Source organism: Lactococcus cremoris subsp. cremoris KW2 (genome assembly GCF_000468955.1).
Lineage (GTDB): Bacteria > Bacillota > Bacilli > Lactobacillales > Streptococcaceae > Lactococcus > Lactococcus cremoris.
Window position 1 is genome coordinate 1,119,162 of the sequence record NC_022369.1, and the last position, 17,666, is coordinate 1,136,827.

A 17,666-nucleotide genomic window follows, 5' to 3' on the forward strand; every position below is an offset into this window, starting at 1 on the left:
TGTTATAATGAATCAAATAGTAATTAAGGAGTTGTCATGACTGAAAAATTTATAAGACCAAGCAAGGATGAATACTTCAAAGAAATAGTTCAAGTGGTTGCGAAACGTTCTACTTGTAACCATGCCCAAGTTGGAGCTTTATTGGTGAGTCCAAATGGTCAGCTGCTTTCAACTGGCTATAATGGTGCCGTTTCTGGAATGCCTCATTGTACTGATATTGGATGTACAGAAGACAAGTACGGTCATTGTGTTGCCACTGTTCATGCAGAACAAAATGCGATTGCTCAAGCTGCCAAACATGGAGTATCGCCTGAGGGCGCAATTCTATATACTACTCTTTTTCCTTGTCTAGCCTGCCTGAAATTAGTCGTTGCTGCTGGGGTGAAAGAAATCAAATATATTGATGAATATCATGCCAAAGACCCATATGAAGAATTACTGATTGACACGTTAGAAATTTCTTGTAATAAGATTTGATTAGACAAGTTGTTTGAATTAGTAAATCACTGTTGAGTAAATGAGCAATTTATGAAAATTGCTCTTTTTTTTGCTAAAATAGAAGGCGAGGTTATCATAAAATGGGTATAAAATATCAACAAAATTATCAAGTTCCTTTCTATGAAAGTGATGCTTTTAAAAAAATGCGAATTTCAAGTCTTTTGGCCGTGGCCTTACAGATTTCAGGTGAGCAGTCGACAACTCTTGGGCGTTCTGATGTTTGGGTCTTTGAAAGATATGGCCTTTTTTGGGCAGTTATTGAATATGAACTAACCATTCACCGTCTACCAGAGTTCAACGAAAAAATTATCATCGAAACAGAAGCAACAAGTTATAATAAATTCTTTTGTTATCGTAATTTCTCATTTTTAAATGAAAAAGGGGAAGTTTTAGTTGAAATTCGTTCAACTTGGGTTTTAATGGACAAAGAAACAAGAAAAATTGACCGTGTGTTGGATGAAATTGTTGACCCTTATGAATCTGAAAAAGTGTCAAAAATTTCCCGTCCTCATAAATTCCTTAAATTAGAGCAATTTGGTGAAACACGACAAATTGTTTATCCTGTTCGATTTTCTGCTTTAGACATGAATGGTCATGTTAATAATGCTAAATATTATGATTGGGCAGCTGATATGGTTGACTTTGATTTCCGTAAAGAACATCAACCAAAACATGTCTTCATCAAATACAACCATGAAATTCTTTATGGTGAAGAAATAAAAGCTTTGATGTCTTGGAAAGATGACGTTAGCCATCATAATTTTAATGACGGAAGCACTCAAATTGAAATTCATTGGGGGAAAATTTAATGACAGTTCTGTCAGTAGATTTTTAATGATAAAAATTAGAAGAGAATAAAAATGACAAATAAAAAATATGGTGGTTACTTGATTGACCTTGATGGAACAATTTACTTAGGTAATAAACGGATTCCTGCCGGTGAAAATTTCATTCACCGTCTGCAAGAAGCCAAAATACCTTATCTTTTAGTGACTAATAACACCACTAAGACACCGCGCGTGGTTCAAAAACGTTTGAGTCAGCACTTTAATATTGAGACTCCACTTGAAACAATTTATACTGCCAGCCTAGCAACTGTTGATTATATGAACGATTTGGGTTTAGAAAAAACAGTCTATATTATTGGTGAAGATGGACTAAAAGAGGCAATCTATGAAGCTGGTTATAAAAAAGACCGTGAAAATCCAGCTTATGTTGTTGTTGCTTTAGATACTGATTTAACTTATGAAATGTTGGTCTTGGCGACGCTTGCCATTCATAAGGGGGCAAAATTTATTGGAACAAATCCAGATTTAAACTTGCCAAATGAACGTGGTTTGACTCCCGGTGCTGGAGCATTGATTAAAATGCTTGAAGCGGCAACACGAGTTGAAGCGACAATTATTGGGAAACCTGAAGCAATCATTGCTGACAAAGCCGTTGAAAAACTCGGACTTCCTAAGTCAGACTTATTGATGGTCGGAGATAATTATCTGACAGATATTCATACAGGAATTAATAATGGTATTGATAGTCTACTTGTGACGACAGGATTTACCAAAGCTGAAGAAGTACCAAACCTTCCAGTTCCACCAACTTATGTGGTGTCTAGTTTGGACGATTGGGAAGTCTAAACTTACCGTCAACTCTGTCAGTAATTTTATAACTTACAAAATAGTTATTGACCATTTTATCAGCAGTTCTTGCAGGTTTTGGTTTACTGCGTTTCTGCTATATTTTCGTCAGTAACTTATTGAATACTTTAGGAGAAACTATGCGAGATAAACTCATTTTTGGATTAAGTATTATCTGGATTATTGCATTTTCCGTAACTTTAACTATTTTTCTCGCTATTCCCTTGTTTTTTGGCGAAATCTTTTGGTATCGTTTGACTGATTTAGTACAAATGAGTGTTGGAAAAATCTGGCACAATTTCCTTATTTTGATGAATTATTTAATTAATCCTTTAGAGAATAAGTTGTCTATGCCTGATTTCCCCTCGTCAGCAAGTGGACTCCATCATTTTGCGGAAGTAAAAAATTTGTTCATGCTTGTTTTCTTTCTGACAATTATATTAATCCCAATATTTATCCGATTTATCAAAGAAAATCTTTCTCTAGTTTTCCATAATGCTATTAGAGTTGTCATGATTTTTCCTTTGGCGATTGGAATTATTGCTTGGTTGATTGGCTTTGACCAGTTTTTTGTAGCTTTTCATGAAGTATTATTTCGTGATAATAGTTGGCTCTTTGACCCGGCAACTGATCCAATCATCAGTGTCCTACCTGAACAATTCTTCATGCACACATTTTTGATTTTTCTACTCGTATATGAATTAAGCTTTTTCATAATTTATCGTCGTGGAACTTTCCTTTTCAATAAAAAACGCTGATAAGTTTGTCAGTGTTTTTTATTGTTTGCCATTTCCGAACGTTACACTCCGTTTTTTCTTATAAATAAGGTAAATTACTCAAAAATCCGTTTTTTTGAGATAAAATGAATAAGGAAGGTTGAGCAAACAGAGATTTTATAATCGCTCAACTAGTGAAACCCGTAGGGTTTGGTCGGTCTTTTCTGTAAATCAAATCATTAATGAGTTCATAGGCTAAGAAATACTTAGAAATAGCCTAGTCACACTCCAAGGAGAAATTACAATGAATAACCTAAACTCAGTATTTGACTACGAAGACATTCAACTTATCCCAAATAAATGTGTCATTAACAGTCGCTCAGAAGCAGACACAAGCGTTAAACTAGGCAACTATACTTTTAAATTGCCAGTCGTACCAGCGAATATGCAAACGATTATTGATGATAAAATTGCTGAAATGCTTGCAAAAGAAGGTTATTTCTACATCATGCACCGTTTTGAAGCAGAAAATAGAGCCGCTTTTATCAAGAAGATGCACAAAGATGGTCTGATTGCCTCAATTTCTGTCGGAGTTAAAGCAGACGAACATGCCTTTATTCGTGAAATTTCAGCAGAAGCTCTCATTCCTGAATTTATCACGATTGATATTGCTCATGGTCACGCAGACTCTGTCATCAAAACCATTCAATTAATTAAACGTCTCATGCCCCAAACATTTGTCATTGCAGGAAATGTTGGAACACCAGAAGCTGTTCGTGAGCTTGAAAATGCCGGAGCAGATGCAACTAAAGTTGGGATTGGCCCTGGTAAAGTTTGTATCACGAAAGTTAAAACTGGATTTGGTACAGGTGGTTGGCAGCTTGCTGCGGTAAAATGGTGTGCTAAAGCAGCTAGTAAACCAGTTATTGCAGATGGTGGAATCCGTACACATGGTGACATTGCTAAATCAATCCGCATGGGTGCGACGATGGTCATGGTTGGTTCTCTTTTTGCTGCCCATGAAGAATCTCCAGGGCAAACAGTTGAACGTGACGGACAACTTTTCAAAGAATACTTTGGTTCAGCTTCCGAATATCAAAAAGGTGAACATAAAAATGTGGAAGGCAAGAAAATTCTTCTTCCGCACAAAGGCTCACTAAAAGATACTTTAAAAGAAATGGAAGAAGACCTCCAAAGCTCAATTTCTTATGCTGGTGGCCGTGATTTGTCTGCACTTACTAAAGTTGACTATGTTGTTGTTAAAAACTCAATTTGGAATGGTGATGCTATCTAATAAATATATGGATGCCAGTTTCTGAAAATATAGGAAATAAAATTTGCAAATAATCCTTTATTTTAAAGGTTGAATCTATCAAAAAAACACCCCATTAAAAAGTTAATGGAGTGTTTTTGTTTTCCGAGAGATGAAGACATTAATTATAATAATTTACCCTAATTTAATATTTTTAAGGATTATTAATAAAGTCTTGAAAGCCAGATGTATCAACGCCTTGCCACTGACCACCAGCTACATCACGAAGACTATCGACTTTCGCTTGTAAATCTTCCGAATATCCCGACCAGACATCAGAAAATTCAATAAGTAGCGCCAGATGAGCCACATAGAAATCCGCTAAATTTTCAGGTGGGAATTTTCGTTGTCTCATATAAACATCAATTACGTAATTTTCTAAATCTCTTTTAAGATTTTCTGGTTGTTTTTCCCGAATCACTCGTAAAAACAAACGATTTTCTTTTGCCCAAAGGGCCGTTTGATGTTCAAATGATTTGCCATTTTGACGGACAAGTGAGTTTTCGTTATAAAGCCAGCTATAGACAACACTATCAATATAATGAATATCTTTTGCGAGCTGACAAGATAAGCCAACAAAATAAGTATCCTCGAAAAGTTTTAATTCTGGATGAAAACTCAAATTTTCTTGTTGGAGGTACTCACGTGAAAACCACTTGGCATAAGCAGCCTTCCAGTCATAAATAGGATGAACCAAATAGCGAAAACCACCTTTTTCATCTAAAAATTGCTCGATGTAGCGTGCAATTAAGATTTGATGGTCCCCAGAATCCTTGATTGCATTGAAAAATTCTAATAGAGCTCCTGCAAAATGCAACTCATCATCTGAATCCATAAACATAATATAGCGGCTTTCACTATGGTCAATTCCGAATTGTCTTGCCATACCAGGTCCAACATTGTTTGGCAATTGATGATACTGTAAGTCCAAATTTCCAAAGATGGAAAATTTATCCCAATCAATTTCAGGACCAGCATCGTTTACTAAATGTACTGTAATTTCCGAAAAATCAATACCGATTTGACCATTGATTGACCCTAGAGCGACAGCTAAATTCTGTTCCGTTTGTCCCATAAAAGGGATGATAATACTCAAAGTTTTCACTTTTCCTCCAAAACAAGAAGTCACTCAATGAAATGAGTGACTTCTTTAAATTGTTTTACTCAATTCGTCAAATAAATTATGATTTTTTCATTTTACGACGTAAAACTTCAATAGAAGCGCCTAAAGCTAACATAGTTGCGCCAATTTCGACAAATGTTTCATCAAGTGATGATCCACCAGTTACAGGCAATGATGTTGATTGTGGAGCCATAGGTACTGTTTGGTAATTAAGTGCTTGTGGCGTACCATTTAATACGCTTTGACCGTTAGTCCCATTAGTCCCATTAGTGCCGTTTGTTCCATTTTGACCACTTGTACCTGTAGAACCGCTAGGGCCAGTTGAGCCAGTCGCCCCAGTCGCCCCAGTCGCCCCAGTCGCTCCTGTAGAACCAGTTGCCCCAGTATTTCCTGTAGAACCAGTAGGCCCAGTAGGGCTAGTAGGATTAGTTGGACCAGTAGGTTCTCCGGGAACTTCTAATTCACCAGTTTGTGAACCATTGTTATAGTTGCCATCAGGAGTATTTGCTCCAATTCCAGAACCAGAAGGGTTAGAAGTTGAGCCAGTGTCTCCTGTAGAACCAGTAGATCCAGTATCTCCCGTTGAACCTGTATCACCAGTACCAGGAACAGTTAAATCACCAGTTTGTGAGCCATTGTTCAAATCTCCGTTAGGAGTATTTGCCCCAATTCCAGAAGTTGCACCTGTTGCACTTGTTGAACCAACGCTAGTATCAGTATCAGAAGAACTTGTTCCAGCAGCAGCTGCGACTACAGTCACTTCTTGAGTGGCAGTAGTACTAGCAGCTCCTTGTGTCGTTGGGTCGATGTAATTGTAAGTATAGACAACTTGATATGTACCAGGAACCGCAGTGTTCACATTATTTGAAAGAATCATACGATAACCACTGTCCGCTGTATAGTCTGTATCAGTTACAATTGCATCACCGGCAGATGGAATAAAGCTATCTCCAACGGTTACTGTCACATTTGCAGGGGCAGTAATTGTTGGCATTACAAAGTCAGTTGACTTAGAAGAGTCGGTATTATCTGTTGTAGCTGTTTGACTAGAATTACTATCCCCCGGAATTACCAAACTACCTGTTTGCGTTCCACCTGTTACACTACCATCAGGCGTGTTTGTGCCGATTGTTGTAGGACTTGCTACATTTGTTGCATTTGATGTAGAACCTACAGTTGTAGCAGCAACGGTATCATCTCCAGGGATTACCAAACTACCCGTTTGCGTTCCACCAGTTACATCACCATCAGGTGTATTCGTTCCGATTGGGTCACCAATACAGAAGCCAGCAGTTAATACAGCATGAGAAAGTCCAGTGGCATCAAAAGTGATTGGGATTGCAATTTGGCCAAAACCAGTATTATTTAAGCTAATAACACCAGAAGTTTGGGTAAGCAATTTATCATTTGCATAGAGGTAAACTTTGACGATTTGATTTCCTGTGACAATTTTGCCATCGCCGTCTCGTAAATCAGCAACAGCAACAACTTCATTGACTTGTTGATTTGGTTTATCTGCCAAAGGATGAGTTGCATCGAGAGTTAAGATTCCTGAAGCATTTCCTGTCCATTGTCCATCACCAGGTGTATTGGTTGTACCAGTGTCTCCCGTAGGACCAGTCGCACCCGTATCACCTTTAGGACCGGTAGGTCCAGTAGGTCCTTGGATACCTTGAGGTCCTTTAGGACCAGTTGCGCCAGTCGCCCCAGTCGCTCCAGTTGCGCCATCATTCCCTGGACGACCTTGAACCCCAGTCGCTCCCGTTGCTCCTGTATCACCTTTAGGACCAGTTGCGCCAGTCGCTCCTGTTGCACCGGTCGTTCCTTTAGCGCTGTGTCCGGTATCAGTATCACCAATCCACCAGTTACCATCAGGTCCAACATAAGGAGTATCACCATCTTTACCAGTGGCACCCGTAGGTCCAGTGGCACCCGTTGCCCCTGTTGCGCCTAATGCTGATTCGCCAGTATCATAAGAACCAATCCACCAGTTGCCATTATCACCAATTTCTGGAGTAATACCATTTTTACCAGTGGCTCCTGTTGCTCCAGTTGGGCCTTGAGCATGGATACCGCTATCTTTATTGTTGATATACCAGTCGCCATTAGCGCCAATATAAGGGGTTGCCCCGTCTTTACCAGCAGCACCAGTAGCACCAGTAGCTCCGGTCGCACCAGTATCGCCTTTGGCTTTAATACCTAAGTCGACATTGCCAATCCACCAGTCGCCGTTTGAACCGATGAATGGAGATTGACCATCTTTACCAGTAGCTCCTGTTGCCCCAGTGTCACCTTCGAGTCCAGTTTGACCAGTTGCACCCGTATCACCTTTAATGCCTTGAGCACCAGTATCACCAGTAGCTCCTGTTGCGCCCGTTGCACCTTGTGCATGAACGCCAGTATCAATACCGCTCACCCACCAGTTGCCATTGACTCCGATAAATGGAGTGTCACCAGTCTTACCGGTCGCACCCGTTGCACCAGTGGCCCCGGTCGCACCTGTAGTACCTTCTGCTTTAACTCCAGTATCAGTACCGCCAATCCACCAGTTACCATTGACACCAATTTGTGGAGTAAGACCGTCTGTACCATTTGTACCGTTTGTGCCGGCAGCTCCAGTATCACCCGTTGCACCGGTTGCCCCAGTAGCAGGATGACCAGTATCAACGAATTGACCTAGGTCATTATTCCAAACCATCCAGTTACCAGTAGCTGTGTTGATATATGGAGAATGTCCATCGGCACCAGATGCTCCAGTGTCACCCGTCGCTCCGGTCGCCCCAGTAGCGCCTTGGGCAGGAATACCTGTATCGAAGAGTTCATATTGGTTAGTGGTTGCATTCCAGTTCCATGTCCACCAGTTGCCATTAACGCCAATTTCTGGAGTAGGACCAGTTTCGCCATTTTGACCAGTAGCCCCTTGAGCATGGACACCGGTATCTTGATTATTTACAAACCAATCGCCATTTACACCAATATAAGGAGTTGAACCATCTTTACCATTTTGACCAGTCGCCCCAGTAGCGCCAGTAGCACCTTGTGCTTTCACACCGCTATCCCATGAACCAATCCACCAATCGCCATTTGAACCAATGGTTGGAGTAGTTCCAGTCGCACCAGTCGCACCTGTTGCTCCTGTGGCACCCGTGGCTCCAGTCGCCCCGCTTGCACCAGTATCACCTTTGACGCCTTGAGCTCCAGTTTGACCAGTTGCTCCAGTCGCACCTTGTGCATGGATACCAGTATCTGTACCATTTACAAACCAATCGCCGTTAACTCCAATATAAGGAGTTTGACCGTCTGCCCCATTTTGTCCAGTAGCTCCAGTAGCTCCAGTCATACCAGTGTCACCTTTGGCTGTGATACCAGTATCAACAGAACCAATCCACCAGTCACCATTTGAGCCAACAAACGGAGTGAGACCGTCTTTACCAGCTGCACCAGTAGCACCGGTATTACCTGTCGCACCAGTAGCACCGGTATTTCCTTGAATACCTTGTGCGCCCGTTGCTCCTGTGTTACCTTGTGCGTGAATACCAGAGTCTTGATTGTTAACATACCAATCGCCATTAGTACCGATGTAAGGAGTTAAGCCATCTTTACCAGCTGCACCCGTAGCACCTGTAGCGCCAGTCGCTCCAGTTGTTCCTTGAGCTTTGATGCCAGTGTCGACAGAACCAATCCACCAGTCGCCATTTGAGCCGATTGTTGGAGTAGTTCCACTTGCACCCGTAGCCCCAGTTTGACCAGTCGCACCTGTAGCGCCAGTCGCCCCAGTCGCACCTGTGTCGCCTTTAACACCTTGTGCTCCAGTATTACCTGTCGCACCTGTGGCTCCGGTTGCTCCTTGGGCTTGAATGCCAGTATCTTGACCATTTATGACCCAGTCACCGTTTGATCCGATTGTTGGAGTGGCTCCGCTTGTGCCGGTAGCGCCCGTGGCCCCAGTTGCCCCTGTAGCTCCAGTTGTTCCTTGAGCTTTGATGCCAGTATCGACAGAACCAATCCACCAGTCGCCATTTGATCCGATTGTTGGAGTAGTTCCACTTGTACCAGTAGCACCAGTTTGACCCGTAGCACCCGTAGCGCCCGTAGCCCCAGTCGCTCCAGTGTCACCTTTAACACCTTGTGCGCCGTTTAGACCCGTAGCCCCAGTTGCGCCCGTCGCGCCGGTTGCTCCTTGGGCTTGAATTCCAGTATCTTGACCATTGATGACCCAGTCACCGTTTGATCCGATTGTTGGAGTGGCTCCGCTTTGTCCAGTAGCGCCGGTAGCTCCAGTCGCCCCGGTCGCCCCAGTTGTTCCTTGAGCTTTGATACCAGTATCAACAGAACCAATCCACCAATCGCCATTTGATCCGATTGTTGGAGTAGTTCCGCTTGTACCAGTCGTGCCTGTCGCCCCGGTCGCTCCAGTTGCACCTGTCGCAGGTGTACCAGAATCTTCCCAACGTCCAGAAACATCATTCCAAACCATCCAGTTGCCATTTGAGCCAACGTATGGAGAATGTCCGTCTGCACCAGAAGTACCGGTTGCACCTGTAGCCCCAGTCGCACCAGTGGCACCTGTTGCAGGGATACCTGTATCAGTCAGAGTGTAAGTGTTGTTAGAATTATCAAGAACCCATGTCCACCAGTTACCATCTGTTCCGATTTCTGGTGTATAACCAGTTTTACCTGTGGCACCGGTATTACCCGTAGCTCCAGTCGCACCAGTACTACCAGTGGCACCTGTAGCTCCAGTTGCACCGGTATCACCGGTCGCACCCGTAGCCCCAGTATTACCTGTAGCGCCAGTTGCTCCAGTTGCACCCGTGTCACCCTTAAGTGGCATTGCAGTAATAGGTACTGCATTTGAAGTGATTTGTGTTGAACCAACTGTTGCAACGCTGGTCAATGTTTTACCTGCATACTTACTTAAATCAAGTCCAGAGTAGTTGAGTGAAACAGTTGAATTACCATTTGAGTCGAAGACTGCAGTGGTCGTTGTAGTGCCAACCTGAGTTGTTCCTGCATAGAGTATTCCAGTGACTGGCGCTGTTGTATTGACAGCACCGGCACCACCGCTAAGAGTCACAAGGTTAGAAAGAGCTTGACCAGTTGTAGCATAAGGAGAGCCAACAAGATTTGAAGAATTTGTTGTATAGTTTGGCGTCAATGCTGTAACGGTAATGACTTGTGAAGTTGAAGCAGTCACGCCTGTTGTTGGGTCTGTGTAGGTATAACGGATTGTATGTGGACCAACAACAGCTGCATTTGCTGGAATTGCCCAGTTTGTACCACCATTTGTTGAAACGCCATCAACCGTTACTGTTAAACGAGCGTCTTCGGTAGTATTTGAAAAGTCAATGTTGTTGCCTAAAGCGTTAGTTCCAGCAAGACCTGTCAAAAGGTTAACATTTGTACCTGCTTGAGCGGTTTGCGTATTTGGTGTGATGCTAAGGGCAGGAGCAGCGAGTGCTGAGACATTAATTGTTTCAGTAGTTGCTGTTGATACACCAGTCGTAGGGTCGACATAAGTATAAGTAACTGTATGTGAACCAGAAGCTGTTTTTTGTGGTACTGCCCAAGTTGTTACGCCTGATGAAAGTGGTGTTCCATCTACAGAAATTGTCAAGTTAGCCAATTGTTGACTATTTGAGAAGTTGATGGTTTGACCATTGGCATCGGTGCCTGTCAAGCCAGCTGGTGAATTCACGAGTTGAACGGTTTGACCAGCAGTCACGTTTTGAGAAGGTGCTACTGATAAGGTTGGTGCTGCTAAGGCAACTTCATTGATGATTTGTGTTGTGCCTGTAGAGAAACCAGTCGTAGGGTCAATATAAGTATAGTTAACTGTATGTGTAGCGTTGCCGTCTTTAACATTTGTTGCTAATACTGTCGTACCAGTTGGGAGTGCTTTGCCATCAATAGTAATCGTCAAGTTAGCCAATTGTTTAGCGTCTGCAAAGTTAATTGTATTTCCTTCAGAGTCTGTACCAGTTAAGCTTGATGGACTACCAAAGAGTTGAACGCTTTGACCTGCATTAATGGTTTGCGAAGCTGTTACTGAAAGTTCAGGTTGAGCAAGTGCAGAAAGAGTAATCAACTGTTGAGCCGTAGCTTTCACACCAGTCGTAGGATCTGTGTAGATATAATTAACAACGTGTTGACCAGAAGTAGCATTTGCCGCAAATTGATATTGAGTACCAGTTACGGCTGTGCCGTCCATTGTAATCGCAAGGTTAGCAAGTTGACTAGGCAAAATGAAGTCAATCGCAGTACCAGTAGCATCAGTTCCTGCAAGGTTTGATGGATTTGCAACCAACTCGTAATTTGTGCCAGCTGTTACTGTATTTGATTTCAAGACGTTCAATACAGGAGCAGCAAGAGCATTTTCAGTTACAGTTGATGTTGCTTTACCTGTATAGCCAGTTGTGGGGTCTGTATAAACATAGTTAACTGTATAAGTTGTATTCGGGTCTTTCACACTTGTTACGAAGCTTGTTGTGCCTGATGGAAGTGTGCTTGTTACTGAGGTACGATTATTCGTCACTGAGATAGCAAGATTACCGATTTGAGCGGCTTGTGTGAAGTCAATCGCATTACCGTTTGAGTCTGTACCGGCCAAACTTGCAGGAGAACCGACAAGTTGAACGGTTTGTCCAGCAGAAACGGTTTGACTTTGAACGTTAAGTGCAGGGCTTGCTAATTTACCAATGTTAATGACTTGAGTGGCAGTTGCTGTTTTTTGACTATTTGGGTCGGTGTACTTGTAAGTAACGGTTGCTGTACCACTTGCATCTGTAACCTTAGAGTTGTAAGTTGTTCCACTGATTGTACCTGTGATACCAGCAGAATTTACGACAGAAAGTTGAAGATTAGCAAGTGTTTGAGCATTAGTGAAATCAAGGCTGTTAAGGCTTGAATCTGTGCCTGTAAGTCCTGTTAAGAGGTTTACCGAACCACCGGCTGAAATATTTGTTGTAGAATTGGCAGTCAAGACAGGAGCTGCTAATGTATTTTCAGTCACAACATATTTGGCTGTCGCTGCAACATTCGTTGCTGGGTCAGTATAAGTGTAATTGAAAGTATAGACAGTTGTAGGGTCAGAGGCTTTTGTTGCCAATGAAACTTGTCCAGCTGGTAAAGTCGTTGGATTTGTAGGGGCGGCTGAACCAACTTGCGTACTTAATGTTATCGTGATGTATGGAGAAGAAGTGCTGTAACTGATTGTTTTTCCATAAGCATCTGTACCAGTCAGATTTGCTGGAGCATTGATATAGTTGATTGTATCACCGGCATTTATTGTAGATGATGGTGTGACGCTCAATGTTGGCGTAGCAAGCGGAGTCACGGTAATCACTTGTGTTGCTGTGAGTTGTGCACTATTGAATGGGTCTGTGAAGGTATAGACTACATTGTGAGTGCCAGCAGGTGTTGCCGTTGATGGGTTATAAGAAACATTACCATTTGCATCTGGGATAACGGTTGTGCCATCAACAGTGACCACGAGTGTCTTTGCAGCGGAAGCAGATGCGCCAGTAAAACTGTTTAAGTTAGAATCAGTTCCTGAAACGCCTGTCAAAAGATTAACTGAACCACCAGCGACAACTGTTGCTGCGCTAGGTGCTGTTAATGTATCTGCTTGTGTGTTTGATAAAACATAAAGTGTAGTGTTTGAGGCAGCTGAAGTTACTTGGACTGTTGTAGGTTGAGTAGCACCAATCGTTGCATTTTGTGCGCTTGTCACATAGTGATAACCTGCAGGTGCATTAGTAGTGGTGTAGTAGCTATTTGTGAAATCGATGTTGTTGCCAACGTTAGCTGTTGGAAGAGAACTATAAGTTCCTGTTCCTTCAAGTCCACCTTGAGTACTGCCAGTTGCAACAACGGCACCTGTTCCAGCATCTACATAATTATAAGTCACACTGTTGTTTGGTGCAGGGTAAACCATCATATAATATGTGGTTGCTGCCGAACCAGTAACGGGAACAACCATATATTCAAGTTGACCTGTTGTATCATAGGCATTGATACCGTATAATGAAACATTTCCTGAATAAGTTGAGTTGCTTTGGAGAGCCGCTGCAAGTGTTGAATTAACTTCGGTACCTGTTGCTAAAACATAGCCTTTAGGCATTGGGTTAACGGCATAGGCTGCAATAATTGCTTGTAAGCTATCGCCAGGAAGTGGTGTGCCTGTGTTCAGGTTATCACCTGCGAGATTGCTGCTTGTTGATGATACTGGAACAGTAAATGTTCCAACAACTTTTCCGCTAGCAGAAGTAGCATCAACATAATTAATGGTGATATTACCAGGAGTACCTGGGACCATGACGATAGAAGTCAAACCAGTGTTTGAAACGTTTGTTACGGTTTGAGTACTGTCGAGATAACCATTCCAAGTTCCATTTTTGTCAGTTAAAAGTGTAGAAACAGTTCCATTAAGTTTATTTGTTGATGGAGTAGTTGTTACATTAACGTTAGACAGATTGGTTGTACCGGAACCTGTAATTGCGACATAGGCGTCACCGCCACTGAGGGTCATTGTGGCTGGCGAAAGAATATTAGCGGTCCCGTTATTCTGGATCGCGTAGTAAGCATTACCAGTAGGAGCAAGAGTTAATGTAACACCGTGATTGAGTGTTAAGCTATCAGAAGCGTTGTTGAGGATAATTCCAGTTTGTGAAGTATTTGCAGAAATTTTATTATACTGACCAAAAACATAAGTATGTTTTTCGGTTGCAGAATAATTTGCTCCAGGATTTGAACCATTATTTCCAGCAGCATCAGAGATGAAGTTCGTTGAACCTTGAACATTAAAGGTAACATTATCCCCTGTTGTTAAGTTATTCAATCCGGCAAAAGCTGCATAACCATTGGCGTTAGTTGTGATGGAAATACTTGAACCATCACCAAAGTAAGCATTTGGTTGTGCTCCAGTTCCGGTTGTTGTGCGGTTTGGATTTCCTGCAGTTCCTGTAGAGGTAAAGTAAATAGGAGACCATGTACCATTTTCTGTATAATTGACGGTTGCACCGTTTGCCACATAGAAAGTACCTGTGGCAACCATGTGGGTATCGGCAGAGAAGGTATCTTTACCAGACAGTGTGATTTGAGAATAAGAAGCAGCAATAACAAGACCGATTCCTGTCGAACCTGCCGTTGTATCTTTGACATTGATGTTCCAGTCACCGGAACCACCATAAGCGTTAGCATTGATAACAGAAGAGTTATTTCCTTGTCCATCATCAGAACCTGTTTGAGTGGTGTTCAAAGTAATATTATTTACGCTGAAGGTTTGGGGAGTATGACCGACTGTCGAGCCAAGAGGCAAGTTATAGTTGCCAAGGTTGATGACGCCGCCATTCCCGTCAATAATAAGATTAGAAGTCCGACTATTCAGCGCAGCTGCCAAGGTTAAGGTTGTGTTTGGAACCAATTGAATATAGGTAATTGCTGAATTGTTGTAAGCGGCTTGGAACTGTGCTGCTGTAGAAACAGGGGCCAAAGTCCCAGCTGTATTTGCTGCTGCATAAGCTGAAGACAAGGCAGCGCTTGTGAGAGGGTCAGCAACTTTCACAGTTGTTGGAGATGTGTTGTTTTCAGATGCTGAGGTGAGGGCGTCTTGCGTATTGTCTGGCATTGCATTTACTGTCAGACTTGTTTGAGCTGCTGTAGGAACTGCTGCAGCAAGACTTTTAACAGCTACTTTTGGTGTGACAGTCGCAGTTGTAGAGGTTGTAGAAGTTGCACTTGTCGTAGCTGGAGTCGTAGTTGACGCACCAGTAGCTGAAGTAGTCGCTTGGGTAGCTGTTGATGCACCAGTAGCCGAAGTAGCCGCTTGGGTAGCTGTTGACGCACCAGTAGCTGATGTTGCCGCTGGAGAAGTGGTTGAACTATCAGATGCAGTTGTGGTTGCTGTCGTAGCTGTTGACGCGTCAGTAGCTGAAGTCGCCGCCGGAGTAGTAGTTGAACTATCAGATGTAGTTGCTGCTGGCGTGGCTGTTGACGCGTCAGTAGCTGAAGTCGCCGCCGGCGTAGTGGTTGAACTATTAGATGTAGTTGCGGCTGCTGTCGTAGCTGTTGAAGCATCCGTAGCCGAAGTTGCTGCCGGAGTAGTAGTTGAACTATCAGATGTAGTTGTCGCTGCTGTGGTAGCGGCTGTTTGAGGCGCTGCGGTTTGTGTTGTAGCAGAATCATCAGTTGGAGTCGTTACCGCGGGTGTTGCCGCAGCAGTAGCAGAGGTATCACCAGTTGTTGCAGGAGGCGTTGCTGATGTAGTTGACGTCGTTGAGACTTGTGCCACCTCATCAGCTTTTACTGTAACAGAGGTTGCAAGTCCTCCTCCACCGGCAAGGAGTAAAGCTAATGCACTTGATGAATAGAGCCAAGCTTTTTTGGATTTCCAGGTTCGGAAATTCTTGTTTTGGGTATGATTCTTTCTAGAATCAATAATCTTTTTCCCTTTGGAGAAATTATCTTCCATATTTAAAACACCTTCCTTTTTCTAGCTACATAAATTTTGTAGTTGTGATTATTTTACTAAAAATACAATAAAATAATAATATGTTTCAAAGATGAATTGATTTATATGGAGTAAACTGACAATTTAATATTAGTAATATTTAAATTCCTGGTTATTTTTGATTTTATTAGTGCTATATTAGGTTTTGTAAGAACAAATTTATTTAAAAGTAATGTAAAGATTCTTAAATAAAAATTTCATTATTTATATAATGTAAACTTTTTGACATTTAAGTGGAGGTGCGGTTATAATGATTTTAGATGATTTCCGCAAATAAGGAGCAAAAATTGTATATTACAGAAATTCAGAAAAAAATTATGGATGCTTTTTTGGTTGTAGCAAATGAAAGTAATTCTGGAACACGAATTACGATGAATGAAATTGCAAATAAGGTGAGGATGACACCACAGGCCATTTATCGAAAACACTTTAAAAGTGTCATAGAAATTAGTGATACGATTCGAGATGAGATAACAGATGATATTATCAAAGCTATGGATGAAGCTTTTGTAAAAGATAAAAATCTTCCGATTTTGGAGGCAATTGCAAGAGAGGTGATTCCTGTGATGTATAAGTATCGCTTTGCTATTCGGATTTTTTATCATTATACGGAATATGGTGATTGGTTTAGTTATATTGGAGATGGGTTCGTCGAATGGGCAAGGCCTTTTCTAAAGAAAGACCTTTCTGATGTGTCGATTGCAAGAGAGAGCTTGCTGCGTCTATATGTACGCATTATTATACAAATTTTATTACAGTGGGTCGCAGAAGATTCACCCGCACCTCCGTCTATTTATTGTGATGAATTCTTAGAATTATGTGAGATGTTACATCTTTCGGATTACTTTGACCGGTTTTATTTAGATGATTCTCTTTGAAAAATGAATTATTGTTGATAAATATATAGAATTTTTTGATATATGTTATATAGATGAATTTATAATAAAAATGTAATTTTTAGTATAAATTTTATAGTAGGAATTTTAAAAGAATAGTGTTAAAATGTATAAATAGTATTTTCAATAAGAATCGTTGAGCTGCTATAAACAATCTTATTTATACCTAGAATATGGCTGGGCGTTTCTACCTCGTACCGTAAATGCGAGACAATAAGGAAATTCGATTTTTCAAAAATTTAATTTCTTTTTTGCGTATTTGAAACGTCTTGTTATTTTTATAACGAGACGTTTTTCTCACCTGTGGGCACAGATGAGAAAAAATTTTTTTAAGGAGAGAATAATGAAGTTATTAGAAGACCGCATTCATTCAGACGGTCAAGTATTAGGTCAAGATATACTTAAAGTTGACCGCTTTTTGACACACCAAGTTGATTATCAACTGATGAAAGAAATCGGGAAGCGTTTTGCACAAGTTTATGCAGATGCCGGAGTTACAAAGGTTGTAACGATTGAAGCAAGTGGAATTGCACCTGCTCTATATGCTGCTGAATCACTCAATGTTCCAATGATTTTTGCTAAAAAAGCTAAAAATGTGACTATGAATGATGATTTATTGATTACAGAAGTTTATTCCTTCACTAAAAAATTAACTTCTACCGTTCAAATTTCAAGTAAACTGATTGAAGAAGGCGATAAAGTCTTGATTATTGATGACTTTTTGGCCAATGGACAAGCAGCACTTGGTTTGGTTCATTTGATGGAACAAGCCAAAGCAGAAGTTGTTGGTCTAGGAATGGTGATTGAAAAATCTTTCCAAGATGGACGTCAAAAACTTCTTGATCAAGGAATGAAACTTACCAGTCTTGCCCGGATTGAGAAGTTTGAAGATGGTAAAGTAATCTTCGCCCCAGCGGACGATATCGCTTTCGATTAAAACTAAGCAATAAGCAATTAAAAAGAATAAAAAAAGAAAA

The 17,666-nt window shown here is 41.5% G+C and carries 9 protein-coding genes and 1 riboswitch; of the genes, 7 read left to right on the plus strand and 2 right to left on the minus strand.

Annotated elements, in window-relative coordinates:
- The first annotated feature begins 36 nt into the window (after positions 1 to 36).
- The 5 genes from KW2_RS05410 (at position 37) to guaC (ending at position 4,142) form a co-directional block, all read left to right on the plus strand.
- On the plus strand, positions 37 to 477 hold the full coding sequence (locus KW2_RS05410) for a deoxycytidylate deaminase (RefSeq protein ID WP_011676252.1): 441 nt from the start codon (positions 37 to 39) through the stop codon (positions 475 to 477).
- Positions 478 to 578: 101 nt separating this feature from the next.
- Positions 579 to 1,307, plus strand: coding sequence for an acyl-[acyl-carrier-protein] thioesterase (locus tag KW2_RS05415; protein WP_021037185.1), 729 nt, complete (start codon positions 579 to 581; stop codon positions 1,305 to 1,307).
- A gap of 51 nt (positions 1,308 to 1,358) precedes the next feature.
- On the plus strand, positions 1,359 to 2,132 hold the full coding sequence (locus KW2_RS05420) for a TIGR01457 family HAD-type hydrolase (RefSeq protein ID WP_015082408.1): 774 nt from the start codon (positions 1,359 to 1,361) through the stop codon (positions 2,130 to 2,132).
- A gap of 140 nt (positions 2,133 to 2,272) precedes the next feature.
- A complete protein-coding gene (locus KW2_RS05425; protein ID WP_021037186.1) occupies positions 2,273 to 2,890 on the plus strand; it encodes a TIGR01906 family membrane protein in 618 nt (205 codons plus the stop codon).
- A 262-nt stretch (positions 2,891 to 3,152) separates the two neighbouring features.
- The gene (guaC, locus tag KW2_RS05430; protein ID WP_011676256.1) at positions 3,153 to 4,142 is read left to right on the plus strand and encodes a GMP reductase; all 990 of its coding nucleotides are present in this window, start codon (positions 3,153 to 3,155) and stop codon (positions 4,140 to 4,142) included.
- A 172-nt stretch (positions 4,143 to 4,314) separates the two neighbouring features.
- Here the strand turns inward: guaC and KW2_RS05435 are convergent, their stop codons facing one another.
- Together KW2_RS05435 and KW2_RS12120 are read right to left on the minus strand one after the other, a co-directional pair.
- On the minus strand, positions 4,315 to 5,265 hold the full coding sequence (locus tag KW2_RS05435) for a glycosyltransferase family 2 protein (RefSeq protein WP_021037187.1): 951 nt from the start codon (positions 5,263 to 5,265) through the stop codon (positions 4,315 to 4,317).
- A 76-nt stretch (positions 5,266 to 5,341) separates the two neighbouring features.
- Positions 5,342 to 15,754 (minus strand): collagen-like protein, encoded by a 10,413-nt coding sequence (locus KW2_RS12120; protein WP_021037188.1) that lies wholly within the window; start codon positions 15,752 to 15,754, stop codon positions 5,342 to 5,344.
- Positions 15,755 to 16,080: 326 nt separating this feature from the next.
- Between KW2_RS12120 and KW2_RS05445 the strand changes: the two genes are divergently transcribed.
- Both KW2_RS05445 and KW2_RS05450 read left to right on the plus strand, forming a co-directional pair.
- Positions 16,081 to 16,671: a TetR/AcrR family transcriptional regulator gene (locus tag KW2_RS05445; protein WP_244878751.1), complete on the plus strand. Its 591-nt coding sequence runs from the start codon at positions 16,081 to 16,083 to the stop codon at positions 16,669 to 16,671.
- A 154-nt stretch (positions 16,672 to 16,825) separates the two neighbouring features.
- Positions 16,826 to 16,923, plus strand: a riboswitch (purine riboswitch).
- A 109-nt stretch (positions 16,924 to 17,032) separates the two neighbouring features.
- Entirely contained in the window at positions 17,033 to 17,626 is a 594-nt protein-coding gene (locus KW2_RS05450; RefSeq protein WP_021037190.1) for a xanthine phosphoribosyltransferase, read from the plus strand.
- The last annotated feature ends 40 nt before the right edge of the window (positions 17,627 to 17,666 follow it).

Coding starts and splice junctions, on each gene's coding strand:
- KW2_RS12120 (WP_021037188.1), bottom strand. CDS start 15,754: ATGGAAGATAATTTCTCCAAAGGGAAAAAGATTATTGATTCTAGAAAG.
- guaC (WP_011676256.1), top strand. CDS start 3,153: ATGAATAACCTAAACTCAGTATTTGACTACGAAGACATTCAACTTATC.
- KW2_RS05410 (WP_011676252.1), top strand. CDS start 37: ATGACTGAAAAATTTATAAGACCAAGCAAGGATGAATACTTCAAAGAA.
- KW2_RS05425 (WP_021037186.1), top strand. CDS start 2,273: ATGCGAGATAAACTCATTTTTGGATTAAGTATTATCTGGATTATTGCA.
- KW2_RS05415 (WP_021037185.1), top strand. CDS start 579: ATGGGTATAAAATATCAACAAAATTATCAAGTTCCTTTCTATGAAAGT.
- KW2_RS05420 (WP_015082408.1), top strand. CDS start 1,359: ATGACAAATAAAAAATATGGTGGTTACTTGATTGACCTTGATGGAACA.
- KW2_RS05450 (WP_021037190.1), top strand. CDS start 17,033: ATGAAGTTATTAGAAGACCGCATTCATTCAGACGGTCAAGTATTAGGT.